The sequence below is a fragment of the Novosphingobium sp. BL-52-GroH genome (genome assembly GCF_044813085.1).
GTDB lineage: Bacteria > Pseudomonadota > Alphaproteobacteria > Sphingomonadales > Sphingomonadaceae > Novosphingobium.
This window is the reverse complement of record NZ_CP171152.1, coordinates 599,497-621,942: the sequence shown is the minus strand read 5'-3', so window position 1 is coordinate 621,942 and position 22,446 is coordinate 599,497. Positions and strand designations below refer to the sequence as shown.

Genomic DNA, 22,446 nt, shown 5'->3' with positions numbered 1-22,446 from the left:
CATTGGGAAGGGAGAAGCGCGTGGGGAGATTTCAGGTGACCCGGCCGGCGCCGCGATGGAAGGCGGGAGCCTTGGTGCTGGTACTGCTCGCGGCCGCTTGCGGGGAGGGCGGCCTTGCCGCCGCGCAGGGCGACGATCCTGCAGTAGCGGGGGCGGAGGCGACTTCGGAGCCCATGGCGATGGGCACCAATCTCGACGGCCTGGCCTACTGGAGCACGGCCTTGCCTACGCTCGACATCGTGAAATCCTCGGGGCCCTGGTTGCCGCAGGAGGAAGGCACTTACGATACCGGCGAGACCGTTGCGCTCGACCGCGAAGGCTGGCCGCTCCCCGGCACGGCATCGCACCGCTATCGCTCGCTGGTGGTGAACGTGCTCCACGACAACCCCGCCGCGCCGCCCCAGGCCGCCTACGTAGTCCTCTACGAAGGGGAGGGCGCGATCACCGCGCTCGACGTCGACGGCGCCAGCGTGGTTTCGCGCGCGCCGGGCGAACTGCACGTAACTTCCGGGCGGGGCGGCAGCCTCTATCTGCGCATCGAGGCCGATGGCGCGACCAAGGGCGGCGACCCGATCCGCAACGTCCGGGTGATCCGCGAGGAATACCTGCCGCTCTATCGCGCGGGGCTGACGTTCGATCCTCAATTCCTGTCGCGGATCAACCCGTTCCAGGTCCTGCGCTTCATGGACTGGATGAACACCAACGCCTTGTTCGCGCCCACAGGCGGGCCGCTGACGGGGGACGCGGCGATCGAAGGCGCGCCGCAGCTTCGCTGGGCGGACCGGCCGAAGCCTGGGTCGATGCGCTGGGGCGACGGCAGCCGCGGGGTCCCCGTCGAGGCGTTGGTCGAGATGGCCAACCGTACCGGCGCCGAGCCCTGGTTCACGATGCCGGTCAATGCCAGCGATGATTACGTGCGCGGTTTCGCCGCCTATGTCCGCGCCAACTTGCGCCGCGACCTCAAGATCCACGTCGAACTTTCCAACGAGGTGTGGAACTGGATATTCCCCCAGGCCCGCTATGCCCAGGCCCGGGCCCGCGAGGTCTTCGGGCCCGATGGCGAGTGGCTGGAATGGTACGGCATGCGCGCGGCGCAGGTCGGCATGATCTGGAAGAAGACGTTCGGCGAGCCGGAGCGCGGCGACGGGGGGCAAGGGCGCGTGTCGATGGTGTTCGGCACCCAGTTCGCCTGGCGCGGCCTGGAGGCGACCGGCCTGGAAACCAAACACTGGCGCGATGCCGGCGGCAAGCCGGTCCGCGCGGCCGACTACTTCGACGAATACGCGATCACCGCCTACTACGACGGGACGATGAACGTCGACGAGGCGGTGGGCCAGGTCCAGACCTGGTGGAAGGACCCCGATGGCGGCTACGCCCGTGCGGTGAGCGCCCTCGACAAGCGCATTACGGAGTTCAACGCTCCGCTTTATCGCTACCATGCCGAGCAGGCGAAGGCCCACGGGATGCGCCTCGTCAGCTACGAAAGCGGCTTCGGCGAATACACGCCGATCTCGCAGCATGCCAACGATGCCTACACCGAGTTCCTCGTGAAGCTGCAGCGCCGTCCCGAGTTCAAGGCATTGGAAACCGCCAACTACAAGGCCTTCGCGGCGGCGGGCGGAAGCCTGTTCATGAATTTCGGCATCATCGGTACGCCTTCCAAGTGGGGAAGCTGGTCGGCGCTGGAATCGGTGCGGCAGACGGGGACGCCGCGCTACGATGCGCTGATGGCCTGGCTCCAGGCGCATCCGCCGGCGGCATCGCGAGGGCCTCGCGTCGCCTTCGAGGATGCCCGGATCGCGATCGGCGGCAGCAAGGGAGCGACGTTCGAGGCGACCCCACATGGCTACGACGTACTGGTCGGCGGCAGCGGCGACGATCGCTTCATCGGCGCAAGCAGCGCGGGCACCCGGATCGACGGCGGCGGCGGCGCCGACACGCTGTTGCTGCCGGGCCGGCGCGAGGCCTATCGCTTCATCGGCGAGCCGGGACAGGAGGTGGTGCGGATCGAAGGTCCCGGCGGCGCGCAACGGGTCTCGCGGATAGCCGTCGTGCGCTTCGAGGGCGGGGACCCGGTCCCGCTGGCGCAACTCGTATCAAAGCGGGGCCGGTTTGCCGACGTAGAACGGGTTGGTGGCGTCGTGGCGCCGAAATAGCCGTGGCCAGAGCAGGCGCAGCTTCGCCCATTTCAGCCAGGTCATCGCGCTGCCGTGGTCGCGCCATTGCAGGTCGCGCTGATAGGCGAGGTAAGTCGGCACGAAGTCCTCGCTGACGTAGCTGCGGCAGGCCTCGACGGTCAGCGGCCTTTCACCGCGAGCGTAGTCGGCGACGAAGGTCGTCGCGATCTGCCGGAGCCGTTCGGCGGTATCCTGCCGCATCCCCCTTGGCCGCACCGTCACGTCCACGGGGCGTCCGTGCAGGATCGCAGTCGTCACCAATGCGACGTAGTAGACGCCTGCCGGCCGCAGGTGGACGTCGTCCCTGAAGATTGCGGCGAGGATCGACTTTGCGTCCGGCCCCTCCAGGCCGGGTATAGGGCGGGACGACGTGGCCTCCTCGACCAGTGTCGCCAGTGCCGACGCGGCCGGTATCGTCGTCAGCCGGTCCGGTCGTCCCGCAGCGGCGAGGTCATGGTTGATCCGTTCGGCCATGCAGCGCCAGATCGGCGCGGCAGCTCGTTCGTAGGCGATCCACCGGGCGGGATCGTCGAGGTCGAGGACGTTCATCCAGGCAGCGAAGAGATATGTCCGCGCCTGCGGGTCGAGGGCGATCACCCGATCGTGGAAATCGCGCAGCAGACGCAGGCTGTCGTTCCACACGATACTGCCGAGCACGGTATGCTGTTCGGTGATGATGAGGGTGTCGTAAGACGGGCCGGGCCGCTGCAGTTCAGCGCGGACGTCGAGCGGGTGGCCGGCCTTGTCGATGCCCGCCGCATAGCCGGTCCACGGTGCCGGGCCGTTCCCCATGCTGCGGTCCTTCACCGAGGAGCCCACCAGCCCCTGCATGTTCCATTCCAGCGGCCATCCCAGATCGGCCGCAATGCCCTCGAGGTATTCCGGGAAGGGGTGGTTCGTCAGGCTGTGACCGGACACGAACAACCGGCGGGGAACATGCGGAGCGAGACGCGGCGCTGCCGCCTGGTAGACCTGTGCGGGTGCTTCGATCATCGGAGTCGCCGGTCCCATTGCGAACAGCGCGAGCACCGCGCAGGCGATTGTCGCGCAGCCGTCGCCCCGTCTCATCGCCTTGCGATGCCGCTCGTCATGCCCGTCGATGCCGCCATTCGCGCACGATCTCGAAGATCAGCGGTCCTTCCACGAGGTAGCGGCGCCACAGACGCTTGGGATCGCTGAGCAGGCGGAACAGCCATTCCAGGGACAGTCGCTGGAAGATCCGCGGCGCGCGCATCTGTTCGTCGGTCAGGAACTGGAGGCTGGCACCAATACACAGGCCGACGCCGGTAGCCTGCCCCGTCCGCGAAATGCGGTAGGCGAGGATTTCCTGCTGCGGCGAGCCGACCGCCATGAAGGTATAGCGCGCCTGCGCATCGATCGCGAACTGGACGGCCTCCTCGGTCGCCGCGGCATCGTTGATGAAGCCCATCGGCGGGTTGTGGTGGACGAGGTTGGTCAGGCCGAACGTGCTGCGCAGCTTCTCGATCAGGGGCGTGCTGCCGCCGATCACTGCGATCCTGTCGTCGGGATGGATGACTTGCCGGAACATGGCGACGGTCAGGTCGCTGCCGGGAACAATCGGCAGCGACATGTCGGCGCGCTGGGCCAGGCGGCCCAGGATGCGGCTGTCGCACAAGGTGATCCAGGCATTGCGGTACATCGGCCACAAGTCCGACCGCGCGTGCTGGATACGCACGACATGGTCGACGTTGGGAGTCACGATATAGGCAAAAGGTGCGGCTTCGTGGCGCTGCTCGATGTCGCGCAGGACCTGCCCCTGGTCACGCCAGGCGAACGACAGGTCGATGAATTCCGACGTGCGCAGCTGCGCACCCGACCGGCGCGCGCCGCGCGACTGGGGCGCGCGATAATCGTACGTCATTCCTGTGCTTCCGTTGGGCATCGCAGACGAAGCCATGAAATTGCCCTCCCATTTTTTCGGCGATCTGCGCCTGTTTTCAAATTTTGATGAAAGTATTTCGAAGTAATGACTCCGATATACAGGATCGCCGCCCGCATATGTTCATTCTTAGTTTGAACCGATTACCATCCGCGAAATTCTACCTACGGGATTCGGGGAATACGGAAGTCCCCCTTGAAGGGGGTGGTGAGAATACGGACCATCCTTGAACGAATGACGTGCAATCCCTGTTGCTCGTACACTGGGCACTCAACAGCGGGGATTATCGAGATGCTCTGCAATCGAGCCGGAACGGCGAGCCGCAAGGGCCTGGCGGGCCTGCTGATCGCCCTATGCGCCTATCCGCCGATGCCTGCCCTGGCCGCCGCCCAAGGGGTGACGGCGGTAGTCCAGTCGAGCGTCGTCGATCCCGAATACAGGGTCAATCCAGGCGACGAGCTGGACATCCTGGTCTGGGGCGACGAGCGGCTGCAGCGCGTGGTCCGGGTGCTGCCCGACGGCACCCTCAGCTTCCCCCTTGCCGGTCGGATCACCGCCGCCAATCGCACCGTGGGCGAGATCGCCGGCCAGATCCGCGACAACCTCGCACCCAACTACCGGGAAGCGCCGCCGAGCGTCACCGTGGCGGTGCGCGAGGCGACGGGGATGCGCTTCTACGTCATGGGCAAGGTCCGCACGCCCGGCGGTTTCGCAAGCGGGGGCCGCGCGGTGAACGTGGTGCAGGCGCTCAGCATGGCCGGGGGACTCGCGGAATTCGCCGACGTCAAGAATGCCGTCATCCTGCGCCAGACACCGCAAGGCCAGACGGTCGAGCCGGTGCGCCTTTCGCGCATTCTCAAGGGTGCGCGCAAACTGGACGCAGGCAGGCTCGCCGTGCCGCTGCCCGTGCTGGGAGCGGGCGATGTCCTCGTCATCCCCTGAATGCGTGTGCACGATGGACCGCTGCCGCCAGCTTCCGTCCGTGGCTTTCGCACTGGTCCTGCCTGCGCTTGTCGCGACACCCGCGCAAGGGCGGACCGAGCCCAGCCTGACCGTCGACATGTCGGTCTTCGCCTCGCCCGATCCGCTGCTGCTTTCCGGGAGCGGCAACGGCGCGGTGATGTTCGAGATCGCGGCCTCGCCCGGCGTCACGATCACCACCGACCGGGGATCGACGATCGCGCTCAACGGAACGTTGAAGCGGCGTGATTTCAGCCGGCTCTATGGCCACTACCTGCTGGGCGATGCCACGGTGGAAACCCGCTATCGCGACAGCGAGTACCTGACGATCGGCGGTTCCGCCGGTTTCGACAGGGCGCTGGCGATCGACCTGCTGTCCACCAGTGCCGATCTCGCGGTCGATCCCGGTGCCATTCGCAACAGCTGGTTCGCCGGTTTCGACGCCGACTGGCGGCCCAATGCCTTCGAGCTGTTCCGGCCGGAGATACGCTTCGACGAGACCTTCTATTCCGGTGGCGAACTGCTGCGCGATTCGCGCGCGCTGGCGGTCGGTCTTGCCTATTCCAAGCGGATCGGCCCGCGCACCAGCGTCGGCGTCCGGGTACGCGACACCGTGAACCGGGTCGACGGCATGGCGAGCATGAACAGCATCGCCGCCTACGGCACGTACAATCGCCGTTTCAGCGGCAACGGGCGTTTCATGCTGGAACTCGGCGCGGAGCGGGCTGGACGCCAGATCGAGACGATCGGCGGCATGGCGATGCGGCGTCCCGGGCGGACTCTGCTGGCCGGCCGGGTGGACTTGTGCCGGGATGCCGCCACGGGCTCGCGAGGAATGACTGCCTGCCTTTCCGGCACGCTCAACACCGAAGTGAGCGGCGTCGGTGGTCTTCGGCGCAACGCGACGGTTTCGGCTTCGCTGATGCAGCCGCTCGGCGAGAAGTTCGTGCTGCGCGGTTCCGGCGACTACCGGCGCTCGACGCTGGTGGGCGGTTCGCGCGCGACCGGGCCGCCTGATCTCGAGCGCAGCGGCCCGACCGATGCCATGCGCGGTACGGTGGCGCTGGACTGGAAGCCGCGCCGGGACTTCACCGTCACCGCGAGCGTCCAATACCTTCGCCGCCAGGTCGTTACCGGACAACGCATCGGCGCGGCCTTCTTCGGAATACAGCTCAGTTATAGACCAGGGGAGCGCAAATGAGCGAAGAAGCGACGTCGAACGCCAGCGTCATCAGTCCGCTGGAGATATTCGCGATCTTCTACCGACGACGCTGGTGGATCGTTCTCCCGGCACTGGTCGGCACCGCGCTCGCAGTGGCGGCCGCCCTGCTGATGACGCCGGCCTATCGTTCGCAGGCGACGCTGCTGATCGACGCACCCCAGATACCGACCACGTTCGCGCCGGCGCAGACCGCCAACTACGCCAACGAGAGCGTGGGCAAGATCCGCCAGCAGATCATGAGTTGCGCCAGCCTCACCAAGCTCATCCACGAGGCCGGCATCTATGCGCGCGAGCAGGACGAGATGTCCTTCGACGACCTGCTGGCGATGATGCGCAAGTCGATTACCGTCGACCTCGTCAGCGCCACCGGGCGCCAGGGGCCCGGCGCCGCCAACGACACGATCGCGTTCGACCTCTCGTTCACCTATTCCGACCGGACCGCGGCCCACGCCGTGGCCGACCGGCTGGTCACGATGTTCCTCGCCGAGGACAAGCGGCTACGCACCGAGAAGGCGGCAAGCACGGCTGCGTTTCTGACGCGCCGCGTCGACGAACTGCGGGGGCAGATGGTCGAGCTGGAGGGCAAGCGCCGCGAGGTCGAGAGCCGCTACGCCGGGGCCTTGCCGGATCAGGTGGCGCTGAGCGCCCAGTCGGGATCGGCACTGCGCGCGGAAGTGTCGCGGATGGATGCCGAGACCCAGGGCCTGCTGCAGCAGAACAGCCTGCTGGCGACGCGGAGCGAGGAGATCGCCGCCGCCCCCAAGCCGGAATTCGAAGCGCTCAACCGCGCTGAGGAGCGTCTCGCGCAGCTCAGCGCGATCTATTCCGACAGCTATCCTGACGTCGTTGCCGCGCGCGCGGCGGTCAGCCGGCAGCGCCAGAATGTGTTGCGGGCGACCGCACCGCCGCCCGGCAGCGGTGCCGTGGCCTCGGCGATGGAGGCGGCGCAGTCGCGGATCGCGTCGCTGGCGGCGCGACGCGGGGAACTGGTCGGCTCGATCTCGCACATGGAGCGGATGACGGCGATGGCGCCCCAGGCGACCTACGAGCTGAACAACCTCGAGCGCGACTACGACAATCTCAAGCGCCAGTACCAGGACGTGCGCGACAAGCAGATGGAAGCGCAAGTCACCGCCAACCTCCAGGCCGAGGACAAGGGCGAGCGTTTCTCGGTGGTCAACGCTGCGAGCATGCCGAGCGATCCGATCCGTCCCAAGCGCATGCAACTGGTGGCGGCCGGCCTGTTCGGTGGGCTCGCGCTGGGCTTCGTGATGGTAGTGGTTTGGGAAGTCCTCGCAGGCCCGATCCACGGTGTCGGCGCGGTCACCCGCCTGATGAATGCGACGCCGCTGGCGGTCGTGCCGGTGCTCACGCCCGGGCTGACCGCACCGCTGTTCGAGCGCTTCCGGCGCTACATGCAGAAAGGGCGCCGCCGGTCCTATCCGCGCCGCGCAGGAGCACGATGATGATTACGGTCGGCAAGGAAGTCCCCCTGGAAGATATCGAGCCGCGCACCGGCGGCGGCTGCACCGTCGTCGACCTCGATCGGCGCCGGGTCAGACTGGACCGCGCGCATCTGCTCGAAAACAGTATCGTCGGGCTGGAACACATGGACCAGCGCGCACGGACCTTCATTCTGCTGCGCTCGCAGATCATGAACGGGTTCTACGCCTCTGGCGGACGCATCCTCGTGGTCACCTCGACCCAGGCGGGCAACGGCAAGACCTTCGTCACCGCCAACCTCGCCTGCGCCCTCAGCCTGATCCAGCCGACGATGCTGGTCGACCTGGATCTGCGGCGACCGACGATGGCGGATCGCTTCGGCCTGACGGTCCACGCCGGAATAGACGACTACCTGCTGGGGGACTGCGAGTGGGACGACGTCGGCCAGAAAGTGGCCGGCTACGACCTCACCCTCTACCCGGTGCGCGAGGCGCGCAAGGATTCCTCGACGCTGCTGTCGCTGGACCGGCTTCCGGCGGCCATGCGCGCCGTGCAATCCGCGCCGTTCCAGCCGATCTGCATCGTCGACACGCCCCCGGCGCTGGTGCTGGACGACGTCATGCTGATCTCGCGCAATGCCGACGGCGTGCTGATGGTGGTGGAGGAGGGACGCACGACGTCCCGGGATCTCAAGGAGGCGATGCGCCTGATCGGACCCGTGCCGGTCGTCGGCACGGTGCTCAACAAGTCGATCACCAGCGGGCGCTTCCGCTACGGCTACGACTACTATGACCCCGCGTGAATGCAGGCGCTGGTCGGCGATGGGGGTCTGCGAATGCCCCACGGGTTTCGCTGTCTGCGCGCGCCCGCGCCACTCGATTATGCTGCAAAGCACATCGCCGCAGCCGCGTTCCGGACGTCGGCGCCCCCTTCCAGCAGAGGTGAAGACGGACGCATGAAACTCACCGAAACCACTCCCGCCATGCCCGCCCTGGCCCGCCTTCCGCAGGTCGCCCCGGTCGAGCGGCCGACGCCGGTCACGCAGCCTTTCATGCCCCCCCTGGGCGAATACCTGCCCTACCTCGAGACGATCTGGTCCAACCGCTGGTTGACCAACTCGGGCCCCTACCATCAGGAGCTTGAGCGGGCGCTCGAGCAGCACCTGGGCGTGGAGCACATATCGCTCATGTCGAATGGCACCGTCGCCCTCTGGACCGCGCTGCAGGCGCTGAAGGTGAGCGGGGAGGTCATCACCACGCCCTTCACTTTCGTCGCCACCGCCCACGCGCTGCGCCTCGCCGGAGCCACGCCGGTGTTCGTCGACATCGACGAGCAGGACTGCAACATCGCGCCGGCCGGAATCGAGGCCGCCATCACCGAGCGCACCAGCGCGATCCTGCCGGTCCACTGCTTCGGGCACCCTTGCGAGGTGGACGCGATAACCCGCATCGCCGAGATCAACGACCTCAGGGTCGTCTACGACGCGGCCCATGCCTTCGGCGTGCAGGTCGACGGGCAGAGCATCCTGCGCCACGGAGACCTTTCGGTCCTGAGCTTCCACGCGACCAAGGTGTTCAACACGTTCGAGGGCGGCGCCATCGTCTCTCCCGACGGGCGCACCAAGGCCCGGATCGACCGCTTGCGCAATTTCGGTTTCCACGGGGATACGATCATGGCCACCGCCTCGATCAACGGCAAGCTGAACGAACTGCAGTCGGCGTTCGGGCTGCTCCAGTTGCGCTACATCGACGGGCTCATCGCGCGGCGGGCGCAGATCAGCAGGCGATACCACGCCGCTCTCGCCGACATCCAGGGAATCGCGCCGTTCCGGGTCGAGGGCGTGACTCTCAACCATTCCTATTTCCCGATCCTCGTCACCGACGAATATCCCGTGCCCGCGGATGCCTTGTGTGCCCGCCTGACCTCTGCCGGAATCCTCGCACGGCGCTATTTTCACCCGCTGATCTGCGACATGCCCGGCTATCGCGACCTGCCTTCCGCGCAGCAGCCCCTGCCGGTCGCGCGCCGGATCGCCAGGCAGATCCTGTGCCTGCCGATCCACCCCAATCTCAGCGACACGCTCGTCGAGCGCACGATCGACATTCTCGCCAATGGCTGAATCGCGTCTGAGTTCGACAGCCAGATGGATGCGCGACCTGCCGGCGCGCACGGCACTGCGCTGTGCCAATTCGGAGATCGTCAACCGCCACCTGATGCAGCGGCACGAATCTGCGCTGGCGCTCCATCGCGACCATGTGCCCCGTCTGTCCGGGCTGGACCTGCAGATCGTGGAAGGCCTGCGCCGTGATGGCATCTACGTCACCAGCCTTGCCGAACTGGGCCTGCCCGGATCGAACGAAATGCTCTCCGCAGGGCAAGAGCTTGCCGCGGGATTTGCGGCCGAGGCGCGCCGCCGGGCCGCACAGGGGCAGGAGTTCGTCATCGTCTCGCCCGATGCGATCGCCTCGCGGCCCGAGATATTCGCCTGGGGCCTGAACGAAAGGCTGCTCGACATCGTCGAGGCCTATCTCGGCCTGCCGGTCGCCTACGACGGGGTGAACCTGATCTACACGGTCGCTGACGGCCGCGAGGCCGGGCCGCGCTGCTGGCACCGGGACTGGGAGGACCGCCGGACGATCAAGGTCGGCATTTATTGCAACGACGTCGCTGCCGGCGGCGGTCCGTTCCAGATGATCCGCCGGCGAGAGCCGGGGCACGGCGGCGCGAACGGCTATCGCTACATGCTGGCGGACGACGCGGCGCTAGCGCAAAGGCTGGGTGCAGACTACGCGCGGGACCTGGTCAGTTGCGAGGGGGCGGCCGGCACCGTGTTCTTCTGCGAGACGGCTGAGCACTTCCATCGTGGCCAGCCCGCCCACTACGCCGATCGCGGCGCACTGTTCCACAGCTACTTCGCCCGGTCGCCGCGACACCCGTTCTTCTGCGAGCGCTCGGGGTTGAGCCGGAGCCAGGTCGCCCGGCTGGCCGGACCACTGAATCCGCGCCAACGTGCCTGCGCGCTCTGGCGGCGCGAGTTGTCCCTGCCGGCGAAACTGGTGCCTCCGGCCGGGTTGTGAATCGAGCCAGGCAGGGGCGTTGCCCTTGCCCTCGGTGTCAGGCTGTCGTGGATGGATGCCGGCGCGAATGGCGCGTCGAAAGACGGGCAGGGATGCCGCGTGCGCCGGACATCCTTATTTCGGCGATTTCCTGGAAGATGTTGGCTCCCCGAGTAGGATTCGAACCTACGGCCATTCGATTAACAGTCGAATGCTCTACCGCTGAGCTATCGGGGAGCAGCCTGTCGATGTTACCACCGCCGGGCAGGGGTGCGCCTATAACAGCGCCAGAAAGATTGGCAACCCCGTATGCCAGAAATTTGGATCAAATTTTCGCAACCTGCGTACACCTGCGGATCAGACCTGGAACTGCTCGGCGAAGATGCGCTCCTCCAGCGTGAAGCCGGGATCGAACAGCAGGGTCAGTTCCTTCTCGGCCGAAGCGACGATGCGGACCATCGCGACGTCGCGCACTTCCTTCTGGTCGGCGACGGCGGCGACGGGGCGCTTGCCGGGCTCGCGGATGCAGAATTCCACTTCCGCGCTCTCGGGAAGGATCGCGCCCTTCCAGCGGCGGGGGCGGAAGGGGCTCAGCGGGGTGAGGGCCAGCATGCGGCAGCCCAGCGGCAGGATCGGACCGCTGGCAGACAGGTTGTAGGCGGTGGAGCCGACCGGTGTCGCCACCAGGATGCCATCGCCCGCCAGTTCGTCCATCCGCACGCGCCCGTTGATGCGGATTTCGACCTTGGCGGTCTGGCGCGTCTCGCGCAGCAGCGAGACTTCGTTGATCGCGTAGTAGCTGTATTCCCGCCCGTCGCGGCCGGTGGCGTGCATGACCAGCGGGCGGACCGGGACGCGGTGTGCATCGGCCACGCGCTGGGCGATCGGGACGTGGTCGTGCGGACCGTTCATCAGGAAGCCCACGGTGCCCAGGTTCATGCCGTAGACCGGCTTGATCGGATGGCCGTCCAGCATCTCGTGCAGGACGTGCAGGAGGAACCCGTCGCCGCCCAGCACGACCAGCACATCTGCCTGCTGCGGCGTGACCCAGGGGTGCGATTCGCGCAGGGCGACGGCACCGGCCTGCGCCTTGGCGCTGTCCGACACGATCAGCGCCAGTTTCGCATCCATGCTCATCACGTCTCCGCAGCGTCCTGTTCCGGGACCAATACCGCTTCGGGGCTGTAGAATTTTGAAGGGATTTGCAAGGGCTTTGGGGTATGGCGACGCGATGGGCGTAAAACCACATGACAAGGTCCACAGCCATCCCAAGGGGATAGCAGATCGGCTGACCGGCATTCCCGGGCTGGAGGCGGTGTACGACCGCATCGCCGCCTGGCGCGAGGACCCGGTGCTCATGCCGCACATGGCGCATGTCCACGCCATGCTGCTCAGCCTGCGCCGGCTCGATGCGATCAACATGGCCTATGGCGCCGCCGCCGGCGACGGCGCGCTGGAGGAAGTCGCCGCCCGGATCAGCCACTTTGCAGAAGAGGAACTCGACGGTCCCTGGCTCCTGGCCCGCGCCGGCGGTGGAAGTTTCGTGCTGGTCGCCAACGAAGCCTGTAGCCGCGAGCGCTGGCAGCTCGTCGCCGACCAGCTTGCCGACATGATCGCGCGGCCAATCCCGGTCTCCTCGGGCATCCTGCGCCTTAGCCCACGCATCGCCCTTATACGCGCACTGACTGGCGAGAGCGTGGAATCAATGCTCGACCGCCTCGGTCACGCGCTGGGCGACGCGCACGAGCAGCACGGCGCCCGCCTCGCCTGGGCCGACGGCGAGGTGACGCCGCCCGGCCGCTCTGCCCAGCAACTGGAGGCAGACCTCCTCGTCGCCATCGACCGCGACGAGATCGAGGTTCTGTTCCAGCCCCAGTTCGACCTCGGTGACGACAGCCTGACCGGTGCAGAGGCGCTGGCGCGCTGGAACCACCCGGAGCTTGGTCGCATCGGCGCCGGGGCGTTGTTCGCCATCGCCGAGCGTGCGGACCACGTCGGCCCGCTTTCACGCCACATCGCCCGCAAGGCGATGTGGGCGGCGAAGGGATGGCCGGGGTCCTTGCGGCTCTCGATCAACGTCACGGCGGCCGATCTCGCCTTCGGCAGCTACACTCGCCAGATGCTCGACCTCGTGCGCGAAAGCGGTTTTCCACCGCGCCGGCTGACGCTGGAAGTGACCGAGCAGACGCTGATTGGCGACATCACCCTTGCTGCGCAGACAATGGCGGAGTTCTCCGCGCAAGGCATCCGCATCGCACTGGACGACTTCGGGGCGGGGTTCTGCAACTTCCGCTACCTCAAGGTCCTGCCGATCCACTACCTCAAGCTCGACCGCTCGATGATCGACGGCATCACCACCGATCGCCGCGACGTCGCCGTGTTGCGCGCGATCGTGGCGATGGCGCGCGCACTGGACCTCCAGGTGATCGCCGAAGGCATCGAGGACGAAGGCCAGCGCGAAGTCGCGGCGCGCGAGGGTTGCGCCTACTTCCAGGGCTTCCTGAGAGCGCAGCCGATGAGCGCGGCTATGTTTGCCAAGCTGGCGCGGGTTGAGGAGGATGTAGAAGTGGACGCAGGCCGGGGAGCATAACTCCGGATCGCGTCCGGTACGAGCAAGGACGGTCTTTATCCCTTGCGCGCCACTGCGCTCAAGCCCTTGGTCAGTTGCAGCAACCCGTTGAGCCGGCTCTTGGGATCGCCCCAGGCCCTTTGCAGCACCATCTTGTTGTCCGGGCGTAGCTTGATCGCGCCTTGCAGTCTGTCCGCATAGGCGATGAGGCCGGCCGGGTTGGGGAAGCTGTCGTTGTGGAAGCTGACCAGGGTCCCGCGCGGGCCGACGTCGATCTTGGCGATATGCGCCTCGATCGCCTGGCGTTTGATCTGGATGAGCTGGATGAGGTTGGCGGTAGGCTGCGGCAGTTCGCCGAAGCGGTCGATCATCTCGGCGGAGAGGGACTCGATCTCGGCGCGCGAATCCGCATCGTTGAGGCGGCGGTAGAGAGCCATGCGGACCGCCAGATCGGGCACGTAGTCCTCGGGGATCATGATCGGCGCTTCGACGGTGATCTGCGGGGACAGGCCCGAGGTGTCCTTTTCGAGGCCGACGCCGCCCGCGCGTGCAGCGAGGATCGCGTCTTCCAGCATCGACTGGTAGAGTTCGAAGCCCACTTCGCGGATGTGGCCCGATTGCTCGTCGCCCAGCAGGTTGCCGGCGCCGCGGATGTCGAGATCGTGGCTGGCGAGCTGGAAGCCGGCGCCCAGCGAATCGAGGTCGCCGAGCACCTTGAGGCGTTTTTCGGAAATTTCGCTCAGCGCCTGGTTCGGCGGCGTCGTCAGGTAGGCGTAGGCGCGCAGCTTCGAGCGTCCGACGCGGCCGCGCAGCTGGTAGAGCTGGGCGAGGCCGAAGCGGTCGGCGCGGTGGATGATGATCGTGTTGGCGCGCGGGATGTCGAGGCCCGATTCGACGATCGTGGTCGAGAGCAGGACCTCGTACTTGCCCTCGTAGAAGGCGCCCATGCGTTCTTCCACTTCGCTCGGGCTCATCTGGCCGTGGGCGGCGATGCTCTTGACTTCGGGGACGTGCTTGCGCAGCCAGTCCTCGACCTCGGGCATGTCCGAGATGCGCGGCACGACGATGAAGCTCTGGCCGCCGCGATGGTGTTCGCGCAAAAGGGCCTCGCGCATCACCATGTCGTCCCATTCCATCACGTAAGTGCGCACCGCCAGGCGGTCGACCGGCGGGGTCTGGATGGTGGACAGTTCGCGCAGGCCCGACATCGCCATCTGCAAGGTGCGCGGGATCGGCGTGGCGGTGAGCGTCAGCACGTGCACGTCGGCGCGCAACTGCTTGAGCTTTTCCTTGTGATTGACCCCGAAGCGCTGTTCCTCGTCGACGATGACGAGGCCGAGGCGCTTGAAGCTGACCGACTTGGATAGGATCGCGTGCGTGCCGCACACCACGTCCATGGTGCCTTCGGCAAGGCCGTCGCGCGTGGCCTTGGCCTCCTTTTCGGGGACGAGGCGCGAGAGACGGCCGACGTTGAGCGGGAAGCCGGCGAACCGCTCGGCGAACCCGGAATAGTGCTGGCGCGCGAGCAGGGTGGTGGGCGCGACGACGGCGACCTGCTGGCCGGCCATGGCAGCGACGAAAGCGGCGCGCAGCGCCACCTCGGTCTTGCCGAAGCCGACGTCGCCGCACACGAGCCGGTCCATCGGGCGGCCCGAGGCGAGGTCTTCCAGCGTGTCGCCGATGGCGGCTTCCTGGTCCTCGGTCTCCTGCCACGGGAAACGGTCGATGAACTGGTTGAAACTGGATTCGTCCGCCGCCAGCACCGGAGCCTCGCGCAGCGCGCGTTCGGCGGCGGTGCGCATGAGTTCTCCGGCGATCTCGCGGATGCGGTCTTTCAGCTTGGCGCGGCGCTTTTGCCATGCCTCGCCGCCCAGCTTGTCGAGCGTGGCCCCTTCGCTCTCGCTGCCGTAGCGCGAGAGGACGTCGAGGTTCTCGACCGGGATGTAGAGCTTGTCGCCGCCGGCATAGGTCAGCATCACGCAGTCGTGAGGGGACTTGCCTACCGGGATCGACTGCAGGCCCTCGTAGCGGCCGATGCCGTGGTCCATGTGGACGATCAGGTCGCCCGGCGTCAGCGCCGCCAGTTCGGCGAGGAAGGCGTCGGAGTCCTTCTTGCGCTTCTTGCGGCGCACGAGGCGGTCGCCGAGGATGTCCTGCTCGGTGATGACCTCGACGGAATCGTTGGAAAAGCCGGTTTCCAGCGGTAGCACCAGCGCGGCGGAACGGCCCTGCACGGCAAGGCCGAGCGCTTCCTGCCAGGTATCGGCAAGCCGCGGCTCAGGGCTTTCCACTTCGCCCAGGATCGAAGCGAGGCGGGCGCGGCTGCCGGTGGAATAGGCAGCGAGGATCGCCTTGCGGCCGGACTTGGCGATGGCCTTGAGGTGCTTGGCGGCGGCCTCGTAGGCATTGTCGCCGCGGGCACGCTCGGCAGCGAAATCGCGCGCATTGCCGAAGCCGAAGTCGATCACCCTGGCCGATTCGGGCTGGGCGAAGGGATCGGCACGGTGGACCGGGAGCGCGGTGACGGCGAAGTCGAACTCTTCGCGGGTGAGGTAGAGCGAATCGATCGCCAGCGGGCGGTAGGACCCGGCCTTCTGGCCCGAGGTGTCGAGGCGCGCCTTGTGGTAGTCGGCGATGTCGGTGAAGCGCTCGTCGACGGCGCCCAGGGCAGGGCTGTCGATGACGATCAGGTCGTCGTCGCCGAAGTGGTCGAACAGCGTGACCAGCCGGTCTTCGAAAAGCGGTAGCCAGTGCTCCATGCCCGCAAGCCTGCGCCCGTCGCTGACCGCCTGGTAGAGCGGGTCGGCGGTGGCGTGCGCGCCGAACATCTCGCGGTAGCGGGTGCGGAAGCGCTTGACGGTGTCCTCGTCCATCAGCGCTTCGCTGGCGGGCAGCAGCAGATGGTCGGGCACGGTGCCGCTGGAGCGCTGGGTGCCGGTGTCGAACAGGCGCAGCGTTTCCAGCTCGTCGCCGAAGAAGTCGAGGCGCAGGCCGCCCGGGCCGTCCTCGCTGCCCAGGCCCGAGGGCACGATGTCGAAGATCGAGCCGCGCACCGCGAACTCGCCCGCGTCGATCGCGGTGTCGCTGCGGTGGTAGCCCTGCCGGCGCAGCAGCGCGATCAGGCTTTCGTGGCCGATCTCCATGCCAGGCTTGAGCAGCCGCACCGATTCGCGGATGCGGAACGGCGTGAGCACGCGCTGGAGCAGGGCGTTCGTGGTGGTGACGAGAAGCTGCGGGCCCTGCCGTTTGAGCTGGAGGCGGTGCAGCGCGGCGAGGCGCCGGGCGCTGACAGAAAGGGCCGGGCTGGCGCGGTCGTAGGGGAGGCAGTCCCAGGCGGGAAACTCGATGACGTCGAGCTCGGGCGCGAAGAACTGCGCCGCTTCGGCGACCGAGCGCATCGCAGCTTCGTTGTCGGCGACGAAGACCACGCGCCCCTTTGCGGCGACGGCCCTCGCGAGGTCGGCCATGACCAGCGGCTGGCTGCCACGAGTCACCGAAGCCAGCGTCAGTGGCGTCGTTGCGGAAAGGATGCGGGAAAAATCAGGCATGAATATGCCGGGCGAGATATGCGGTAGTTGCCGTAAATTCAATCGCCGTGTGCATCCTCGCCGATACGGGGAGGGGGATCGCCGCGCTGCGGGGGTGAGAGGCACAGGCAGTATAAACAGAGGTCGGCCGGTTCGGCCGCATCAACGAGAAGTCATGCCATCCGGCGCGTGGACCTTCGCCGTCCTGCGGATGGCCCCCGCAGGACAAGCGCATACGAAGTTCCATTCCAGGCCCGTCATCCTGAACTCGTTTCAGGATCCATCGGGCAGATGCAACCGGACGGTCGTGTCACCATCGGTGCCGTCGGTTTACGGCGCGGCAGACCCTAGCTGGGGCACGATGGACCCTGAAACAAGTTGAGGGTGAGGTGGAAAACAATGCACGGATCAGGTCGATCCGTAGTCGATTGACTTACCCCGCGGTGGGAGGATTCAGCGCGGGATCACCACGTAGTCCAGCTGCATCATCCGCTTGACCAGCGGTCCCCGGTATTCCTCGGGAATGCTCAGGGTGCCCAGCGCCCAGCCCATGATGTCGACGTCTTCCTCGTCGATCATCCGCTCGAACAGCGCGATATCGTCTTCGGACCATTCGGCGTGGAAGCGATCGAAGTAGCAGCCGATCATGTAGTCGGCCTCGCGCGTGCCGCGATGCCAGGCGCGGAACTTCAGGCGGGCGAGGCGGGGGGACAGTTCGCTCATCCCCGCGCCGTTACTATGCGGCGCGGGTCTGGGCAAGGCGTGGCCTCAGCCGTGCAGCACGCGCACGATCTCGGCACTGGAACGACCTGTCAGGGTCTTTGGCACTTCGCCGACCAATACGTCCTTGAGCTGCTTGTGATAATGCCGGCGCATCTCTCCCAGCGAGCGGGGGTCGGCGACGACGACCAACTGGTCGATCTCCTTCGCCAGCACCTGCTGGTTCAGCCAGCCGGTGACCGCCGCTACGTGTGCCGCTTCGTCGAGCGCATCGCGGCTGCCGTCTCCGGTGCGCGCCTGATGACGGGTCTGGCCGTCCTGGCGGCGGAAGCCGGCACTGAAGTTGGTGGCTTCAAGATCGGGCGCATCCATCGAGGTGAGCCGCGGTTCGGCCTCGGGCCCGGAGTTGCGATAGAGCTCGAAGTTCTCTCCGTCGACGATCGCGAATACGGTTCCGTGCGGCAAAAGCATGGACTTCTCCTTGGGGTTGGGGATCTGCTAGGACTTCGGCAACGGTGCATGTGGAAGGCAGTTCCGCCGCGTCTGGCGAAACGGGGCACACTCGCGCTAAGAGGCGCGCATGCGGCCTGAAGCGCTCAATTCCCTGTTCGTCGAAACCGATGCCCTCGAAGGGGTTGGGCCTAAGCTCAGGCGCCCGCTCGAGAAACTCGGGCTTACCCGTATTCGCGACCTCGCCTATCACCTGCCCGACCGCTTCGTCGAACGCCGGGCGATCGCCAATCTCGACGAGGCGAGCGTGGGCGAGAACGTCATCGTCGCGCTCACGCCGCGCGAACATCGCTCACCCAGCGGCCGGGGGCCGTTCCGGGTGCTGGCGGAGGATGCGATCGGCAACATTTGCACGATCACCTACTTCGGCCGCGCGTCGTACACCGCCAAGAAGCAGCTTCCGGTGGGCGAGTTGCGCTGGGTGGCGGGTCGGATCGACCAGTACGGGCAGATGCTCCAGATGGTGCATCCCGAGCATATTTCCGAGGATTCGGCCGCGCCGATCGGCAAGCTGTGCGAACCGATTTACCCGCTTTCGGAAGGTCTGACGCAGGGGCGCATCGGATCGCTGGTGGCCCAGGCGCTCAAAGGCCTGCCCGAGTTGCCCGAGTGGATCGAGCCGGGTCTCAAGGCCAGGACCGACTGGCCCGCCTGGCGCGAGGCGCTGGGCGAGGCGCATCGCGGCGTCAACGCCCTGGCGCGCGATCGGCTGGCTTACGACGAATTGCTGGCGAACGCGCTGGCGCTGATGCTGGTGCGCGAGAGCAACCGGTCGCAGCGCGGGACGCCGCTGGCCGGCGACGGCAGCTTGCGTGCCAAGCTGCGCCTGCCGTTCGCCCTGACCGGCGCGCAAGTCCGCTCGATCGGCGAGATCGAGGGCGACCTTGCGCAGCCCTCGCCGATGCTGCGGCTGCTGCAGGGCGACGTGGGGTCGGGCAAGACCGTGGTGGCACTGTCCTCGATGCTGATCGCGGTGGAAGCGGGCGCGCAGGCGGCGCTGTTGGCGCCGACCGAAATCCTCGCCCGCCAGCATTATGAAACGCTCTCGCGGATGCTCCAGGGCACCGGGGTCGAGATCGCGCTGCTGACGGGTCGCGACAAGGGCAGGGCGCGCGAGGCGATACTGATGGGACTGCTGGGCGGTTCGATCCAGATCGTCGTCGGCACCCACGCCATTTTCCAGGACAGCGTGTCGTACCGCAATCTCGCGCTTGTGGTGATCGACGAGCAGCACCGCTTCGGCGTCGGCCAGCGGCTGATGCTGGCGCGCAAGGGCCGTCGGGTGCCGCACACCCTGGCGATGACCGCGACGCCGATCCCGCGCACGCTGACCTTGGCGCAGTACGGCGAGATGGAAGTCTCCAAGCTCGACGAACTGCCGCCGGGGCGACAGGCTATCGACACCCGCGTGGTCGCGGTCGAGCGGATGGGCGACGTGGTCGGAGCGCTTGCCCGGCACATCGAGACCGGGCAGCAGGCCTATTGGGTCTGCCCCATGGTCAACGAGAACGAGAACGAGGACCTCGCCGCTGCCGAGGCGCGCTACGGTGCCCTCAAGGAACGCTTCGGGGATACCGTGGCGCTGGTCCACGGCCAGCTTCGTCCCGAGGCCAAGGACGCGGCGATGGAGCGCTTCGCGCGCGGCGAGGCCAGCCTGCTGGTCGCCACGACGGTGATCGAAGTTGGCGTCGACGTGCCCAACGCCACGCTCATGGTGATCGAGCAGGCCGAGCGCTTCGGCCTCGCCCAGTTGCACCAGTTGCGCGGGCGTGTCGGGCGCGGTTCGGGCAAGTCGACCTGCCTGCTGCTGCGTGGCGACAAGCTTTCCGAGACCGCCCGCCAGCGCCTGGCCCTCATGCGCGAGACGCAGGACGGCTTCCGCCTCGCCGAGGAGGACCTGCAACTGCGCGGCGGCGGCGAACTGCTGGGCACGCGCCAGTCGGGCGACACTCCGTTCCGCATCGCCAGCCTGGAGCAGATCACCAAGCTTCTGCCCCTCGCCCACGACGACGCGCGCCTGCTGATCGAGCGCGACGGCGGCCTCAATGGTCCGCGCGGCGAGGCGGCGCGGCTGCTTCTGTACTTGTTCGAGCGTGACTGGGGCGTGCAACTCCTGCGTTCGGGGTGACGAGGCCCCGGCGGCAATGGTGCTTGACTGATCGGCAGGGCGGCTTGCCGGCCACGGCGCGCGACTGGTAATATCTCCTCTCGGAAAAACGACAAATCGGTCGGATCGCAGGGAGAGTGGCCGTTGATCCGGGAGCAGGGGAAGGCCGACGGGGCCGGGCCGGACGAACCGCAGGCCCCGCGCCTCTATCGCAAGGTGGCCGCGCGGCTGACGGATGCGGTGCGGGCCGGCCTATATCCCGTCGGCGCGCGCATGCCGGCCGAACGCGAACTGGCCTTGCAGATGGGTGTCAGTCGCCCGATCGTGCGCGAGGCCCTGCTGGCGCTCGAAGTCATGGGCATCGTCGAGGTGAAGGTCGGCTCGGGGGCCTATGTGCTGCGCCTGCCCGACGATGGGCCGCCTGCCGGCGAAGCATCCGAGGTCACGCCGATCGAACTTGCGCAGGCTCGCCTCATTTTCGAGGGCGAGGCGGCAGCGCTGGCGGCGGTCAACATCACCGAGGAGGAACTGGCGCTGGTGGAGCGGGCGGTTGCCGAAATGCGCCGCGAGGACGGCACCTTCGAGGACTGGCAGGCCGCGCTCACGCTGTTCCACCTGACGATGGCCAGGGCCACTCGCAATACCGCAGTGGAACGCAGCGTGCGCAGCCTGTGGGAGATGCGCGAACGCTCGGGCGAGTGCCGCCGGATGCTGGAGGAGGCGCGCAACCAAAACTATCGCTACAGTCTGGAGCAGCATGTCGAGATATTGGCAGCGTTGAAGGCGCGCGATGCCGCAAGGGCGCGCGCTGCCGTGCGGATGCACCTGGAGGGCTCGATCAATCATGTGCTGATGGCGTTGGAAGAACGCGCCGTGGCCGATGCGCGCGCACGCATGGCTGAGATTCGCGCGCGCTATTTCACCTGAGGCTGATGGCACGGAACGACAAAGGGCGCGTCCGTGAAGACGCGCCCTTTGCGAATAAATGGTCGGGGAAAGAGGATTCGAACCTCCGGCCCCTGCCTCCCGAAGACAGTGCTCTACCAGGCTGAGCTATTCCCCGACCGGAGGGCGATCCGAAGACCGCCCGGGGCAGGAGCGCGCCTATATAGGGCGACTCCGGGGGTGGCAAGGGGCTTTGCGGAAAATGTTCGAGCAGTCGTGCGATAGGTCGAAATGCCGCGATACTGCGCAGATGCATGGCGTCCCCGCCGAGCCGGGGAAGACGCGGCGCGGCGGCTTTCCATGGATCGCTCGCGCAGGTAGGCTTGGCGCATGACCACCACGACGCTCCGCCCCGAAGCCGCCACTGCCACTGCAAGGTCGCACTGGGAGCATCAGTATCTCGACCTCATGCGGAGAATCTGGACGCAGGGCGACGAGCGCAGCGATCGCACCGGCATCGGCACACGCTCGCTTTTCGGGGAGACGATCCGGTTCGACCTGTCGGGTGGGGCGATGCCGCTGCTCACGACCAAGCGCGTCTACTGGAAGACCGCCACGCGCGAGATGCTGTGGTTCCTCACCGGCGACACCAATATCCGCAAGCTCTGCGCGCAAGGCGTGGAGATTTGGACCGACTGGCCGCTCGACCGCTACCGGCGCGAGACGGGCGAGGCGATCGAGCGCAAGGCGTTCTCCGCGCGAATCGTCGCCGACGAAGCCTTCGCGGCCCGGTGGGGAGACCTCGGCCCCGTATACGGCAAGCAGTGGGTCGACTGGCCGACCTACGAGCCGGCAGGCGAAGGCCTGTTCCGTAGCGGGCCCGGCATCAATCAGGTCGCTCAGGTGGTGGAGAGCATCAAGGCCAATCCCGGCAGCCGCCGCCACATCATCGAGGGATGGAACGTCGCCGAACTCGATTCGATGGCCCTGCCTCCGTGCCACAAGACCTACCAGTTCCACGTTTCGGGCAACCGGCTCTCGTGCCTGCTCTACCAGCGCAGCTGCGACCTGGGACTGGGCTTCGCCTTCAACATGTGGTCGCTGGCCTTGCTCACGCGCATGATCGCGCAGCAATGCAACCTCGAGCCCGGTGAAGCCGTTTGGACGGGTGGTGATGTCCACTTGTACCTCAATCACGCGAGCCTCGTCGAGGAGCAGCTTTCGCGCGCACCCGAAGGCGAGGCCCGGCTGGCGATCGTGCGGCGTCCGGAGACGATCTTCGACTATCGAATCGAGGACTTCGAAGTGACCGGATATACCCCCCAGGCGCACATCGCGGCGCCCGTTGCGGTGTGATTGACATTACCAAG

General features: G+C 67.0%; 17 protein-coding genes and 2 tRNA genes. 11 read left to right on the top strand and 8 right to left on the bottom strand.

Annotation, left to right across the window (positions count from 1 at the left end):
- Positions 1-35: 35 nt before the first annotated feature.
- Positions 36-2,156 (top strand): hypothetical protein, encoded by a 2,121-nt coding sequence (locus tag ACFFDA_RS15595; RefSeq protein ID WP_404481550.1) that lies wholly within the window; start codon positions 36-38, stop codon positions 2,154-2,156.
- On the opposite strand, the gene ACFFDA_RS15590 is transcribed toward ACFFDA_RS15595, so the two are convergent.
- Together ACFFDA_RS15590 and ACFFDA_RS15585 are read right to left on the bottom strand one after the other, a co-directional pair.
- Positions 2,097-3,170, bottom strand: coding sequence for a hypothetical protein (locus tag ACFFDA_RS15590; protein WP_404481548.1), 1,074 nt, complete (start codon positions 3,168-3,170; stop codon positions 2,097-2,099). The genes ACFFDA_RS15595 and ACFFDA_RS15590 overlap by 60 nt on opposite strands.
- 94 nt (positions 3,171-3,264) lie before the next feature.
- Entirely contained in the window at positions 3,265-4,059 is a 795-nt protein-coding gene (locus ACFFDA_RS15585) for a WecB/TagA/CpsF family glycosyltransferase (RefSeq protein ID WP_404481546.1), read from the bottom strand.
- Between the two features lie 309 nt (positions 4,060-4,368).
- Here ACFFDA_RS15585 and ACFFDA_RS15580 point away from each other — a divergent pair, with 309 nt between their 5' ends.
- The 6 genes from ACFFDA_RS15580 to ACFFDA_RS15555 all read left to right on the top strand — a co-directional run bounded on the left by ACFFDA_RS15580 (position 4,369) and on the right by ACFFDA_RS15555 (position 10,779).
- Complete coding sequence (locus tag ACFFDA_RS15580) at positions 4,369-5,019, top strand: polysaccharide biosynthesis/export family protein (protein ID WP_404481544.1); 651 nt, start codon at positions 4,369-4,371, stop codon at positions 5,017-5,019.
- Positions 5,000-6,238: a hypothetical protein gene (locus ACFFDA_RS15575; RefSeq protein WP_404481542.1), complete on the top strand. Its 1,239-nt coding sequence runs from the start codon at positions 5,000-5,002 to the stop codon at positions 6,236-6,238. The genes ACFFDA_RS15580 and ACFFDA_RS15575 overlap by 20 nt, the downstream gene beginning before the upstream one ends.
- Positions 6,235-7,725 carry a GumC family protein gene (locus tag ACFFDA_RS15570; protein ID WP_404481540.1) on the top strand — a complete coding sequence of 497 codons (1,491 nt, stop codon included), beginning with the start codon at positions 6,235-6,237 and terminating at the stop codon, positions 7,723-7,725. The genes ACFFDA_RS15575 and ACFFDA_RS15570 overlap by 4 nt, the downstream gene beginning before the upstream one ends.
- The gene (locus ACFFDA_RS15565; protein WP_404481539.1) at positions 7,722-8,504 is read left to right on the top strand and encodes a CpsD/CapB family tyrosine-protein kinase; all 783 of its coding nucleotides are present in this window, start codon (positions 7,722-7,724) and stop codon (positions 8,502-8,504) included. Before ACFFDA_RS15570 ends, ACFFDA_RS15565 begins: the two co-directional genes overlap by 4 nt.
- A gap of 153 nt (positions 8,505-8,657) precedes the next feature.
- Positions 8,658-9,821 carry a DegT/DnrJ/EryC1/StrS family aminotransferase gene (locus tag ACFFDA_RS15560; protein WP_404481537.1) on the top strand — a complete coding sequence of 388 codons (1,164 nt, stop codon included), beginning with the start codon at positions 8,658-8,660 and terminating at the stop codon, positions 9,819-9,821.
- A 28-nt stretch (positions 9,822-9,849) separates the two neighbouring features.
- The gene (locus ACFFDA_RS15555) at positions 9,850-10,779 is read left to right on the top strand and encodes a hypothetical protein (protein ID WP_404481535.1); all 930 of its coding nucleotides are present in this window, start codon (positions 9,850-9,852) and stop codon (positions 10,777-10,779) included.
- Positions 10,780-10,920: 141 nt separating this feature from the next.
- Here ACFFDA_RS15555 and ACFFDA_RS15550 read toward each other — a convergent pair.
- A tRNA-Asn gene (locus tag ACFFDA_RS15550) sits at positions 10,921-10,995 on the bottom strand.
- 120 nt (positions 10,996-11,115) lie between these two features.
- Entirely contained in the window at positions 11,116-11,889 is a 774-nt protein-coding gene (locus ACFFDA_RS15545) for an NAD kinase (RefSeq protein ID WP_404482767.1), read from the bottom strand.
- A gap of 100 nt (positions 11,890-11,989) precedes the next feature.
- On the opposite strand from ACFFDA_RS15545, the gene ACFFDA_RS15540 reads away from it, so the two are divergent.
- Entirely contained in the window at positions 11,990-13,348 is a 1,359-nt protein-coding gene (locus ACFFDA_RS15540) for an EAL domain-containing protein (protein ID WP_404481533.1), read from the top strand.
- Between the two features lie 35 nt (positions 13,349-13,383).
- On the opposite strand, the gene mfd is transcribed toward ACFFDA_RS15540, so the two are convergent.
- The 3 genes from mfd to ACFFDA_RS15525 all read right to left on the bottom strand — a co-directional run bounded on the left by mfd (position 13,384) and on the right by ACFFDA_RS15525 (position 18,045).
- Positions 13,384-16,875 (bottom strand): transcription-repair coupling factor, encoded by a 3,492-nt coding sequence (mfd, locus tag ACFFDA_RS15535; protein ID WP_404481531.1) that lies wholly within the window; start codon positions 16,873-16,875, stop codon positions 13,384-13,386.
- Positions 16,876-17,307: 432 nt separating this feature from the next.
- Positions 17,308-17,577, bottom strand: coding sequence for a succinate dehydrogenase assembly factor 2 (locus ACFFDA_RS15530; RefSeq protein WP_404481529.1), 270 nt, complete (start codon positions 17,575-17,577; stop codon positions 17,308-17,310).
- 45 nt (positions 17,578-17,622) lie between these two features.
- Positions 17,623-18,045, bottom strand: coding sequence for a host attachment protein (locus ACFFDA_RS15525; protein ID WP_404481527.1), 423 nt, complete (start codon positions 18,043-18,045; stop codon positions 17,623-17,625).
- 109 nt (positions 18,046-18,154) lie between these two features.
- Here ACFFDA_RS15525 and recG point away from each other — a divergent pair, with 109 nt between their 5' ends.
- A complete protein-coding gene (gene recG, locus ACFFDA_RS15520; RefSeq protein WP_404481525.1) occupies positions 18,155-20,212 on the top strand; it encodes an ATP-dependent DNA helicase RecG in 2,058 nt (685 codons plus the stop codon).
- Between the two features lie 123 nt (positions 20,213-20,335).
- Positions 20,336-21,118, top strand: coding sequence for a FadR/GntR family transcriptional regulator (locus ACFFDA_RS15515; RefSeq protein ID WP_404481523.1), 783 nt, complete (start codon positions 20,336-20,338; stop codon positions 21,116-21,118).
- Positions 21,119-21,177: 59 nt separating this feature from the next.
- Here the strand turns inward: ACFFDA_RS15515 and ACFFDA_RS15510 are convergent.
- Positions 21,178-21,254: transfer RNA gene (locus ACFFDA_RS15510), tRNA-Pro, on the bottom strand.
- A gap of 212 nt (positions 21,255-21,466) precedes the next feature.
- On the opposite strand from ACFFDA_RS15510, the gene thyA reads away from it, so the two are divergent.
- Entirely contained in the window at positions 21,467-22,432 is a 966-nt protein-coding gene (gene thyA, locus ACFFDA_RS15505; RefSeq protein ID WP_404481521.1) for a thymidylate synthase, read from the top strand.
- Positions 22,433-22,446 lie beyond the last annotated feature (14 nt).

What these genes read in the sequence shown, in the direction of transcription:
- ACFFDA_RS15590 (WP_404481548.1), bottom strand. Translation starts at nt 3,170, where the DNA reads ATGATCGAAGCACCCGCACAGGTCTACCAGGCGGCAGCGCCGCGTCTC.
- ACFFDA_RS15585 (WP_404481546.1), bottom strand. Translation starts at nt 4,059, where the DNA reads ATGACGTACGATTATCGCGCGCCCCAGTCGCGCGGCGCGCGCCGGTCG.
- ACFFDA_RS15580 (WP_404481544.1), top strand. Translation starts at nt 4,369, where the DNA reads ATGCTCTGCAATCGAGCCGGAACGGCGAGCCGCAAGGGCCTGGCGGGC.
- ACFFDA_RS15575 (WP_404481542.1), top strand. Translation starts at nt 5,000, where the DNA reads ATGTCCTCGTCATCCCCTGAATGCGTGTGCACGATGGACCGCTGCCGC.
- ACFFDA_RS15570 (WP_404481540.1), top strand. Translation starts at nt 6,235, where the DNA reads ATGAGCGAAGAAGCGACGTCGAACGCCAGCGTCATCAGTCCGCTGGAG.
- ACFFDA_RS15565 (WP_404481539.1), top strand. Translation starts at nt 7,722, where the DNA reads ATGATGATTACGGTCGGCAAGGAAGTCCCCCTGGAAGATATCGAGCCG.
- ACFFDA_RS15560 (WP_404481537.1), top strand. Translation starts at nt 8,658, where the DNA reads ATGAAACTCACCGAAACCACTCCCGCCATGCCCGCCCTGGCCCGCCTT.
- ACFFDA_RS15555 (WP_404481535.1), top strand. Translation starts at nt 9,850, where the DNA reads ATGCGCGACCTGCCGGCGCGCACGGCACTGCGCTGTGCCAATTCGGAG.
- ACFFDA_RS15545 (WP_404482767.1), bottom strand. Translation starts at nt 11,889, where the DNA reads ATGGATGCGAAACTGGCGCTGATCGTGTCGGACAGCGCCAAGGCGCAG.
- ACFFDA_RS15540 (WP_404481533.1), top strand. Translation starts at nt 11,990, where the DNA reads ATGGGCGTAAAACCACATGACAAGGTCCACAGCCATCCCAAGGGGATA.
- mfd (WP_404481531.1), bottom strand. Translation starts at nt 16,875, where the DNA reads ATGCCTGATTTTTCCCGCATCCTTTCCGCAACGACGCCACTGACGCTG.
- ACFFDA_RS15530 (WP_404481529.1), bottom strand. Translation starts at nt 17,577, where the DNA reads ATGAGCGAACTGTCCCCCCGCCTCGCCCGCCTGAAGTTCCGCGCCTGG.
- ACFFDA_RS15525 (WP_404481527.1), bottom strand. Translation starts at nt 18,045, where the DNA reads ATGCTTTTGCCGCACGGAACCGTATTCGCGATCGTCGACGGAGAGAAC.
- recG (WP_404481525.1), top strand. Translation starts at nt 18,155, where the DNA reads ATGCGGCCTGAAGCGCTCAATTCCCTGTTCGTCGAAACCGATGCCCTC.
- thyA (WP_404481521.1), top strand. Translation starts at nt 21,467, where the DNA reads ATGACCACCACGACGCTCCGCCCCGAAGCCGCCACTGCCACTGCAAGG.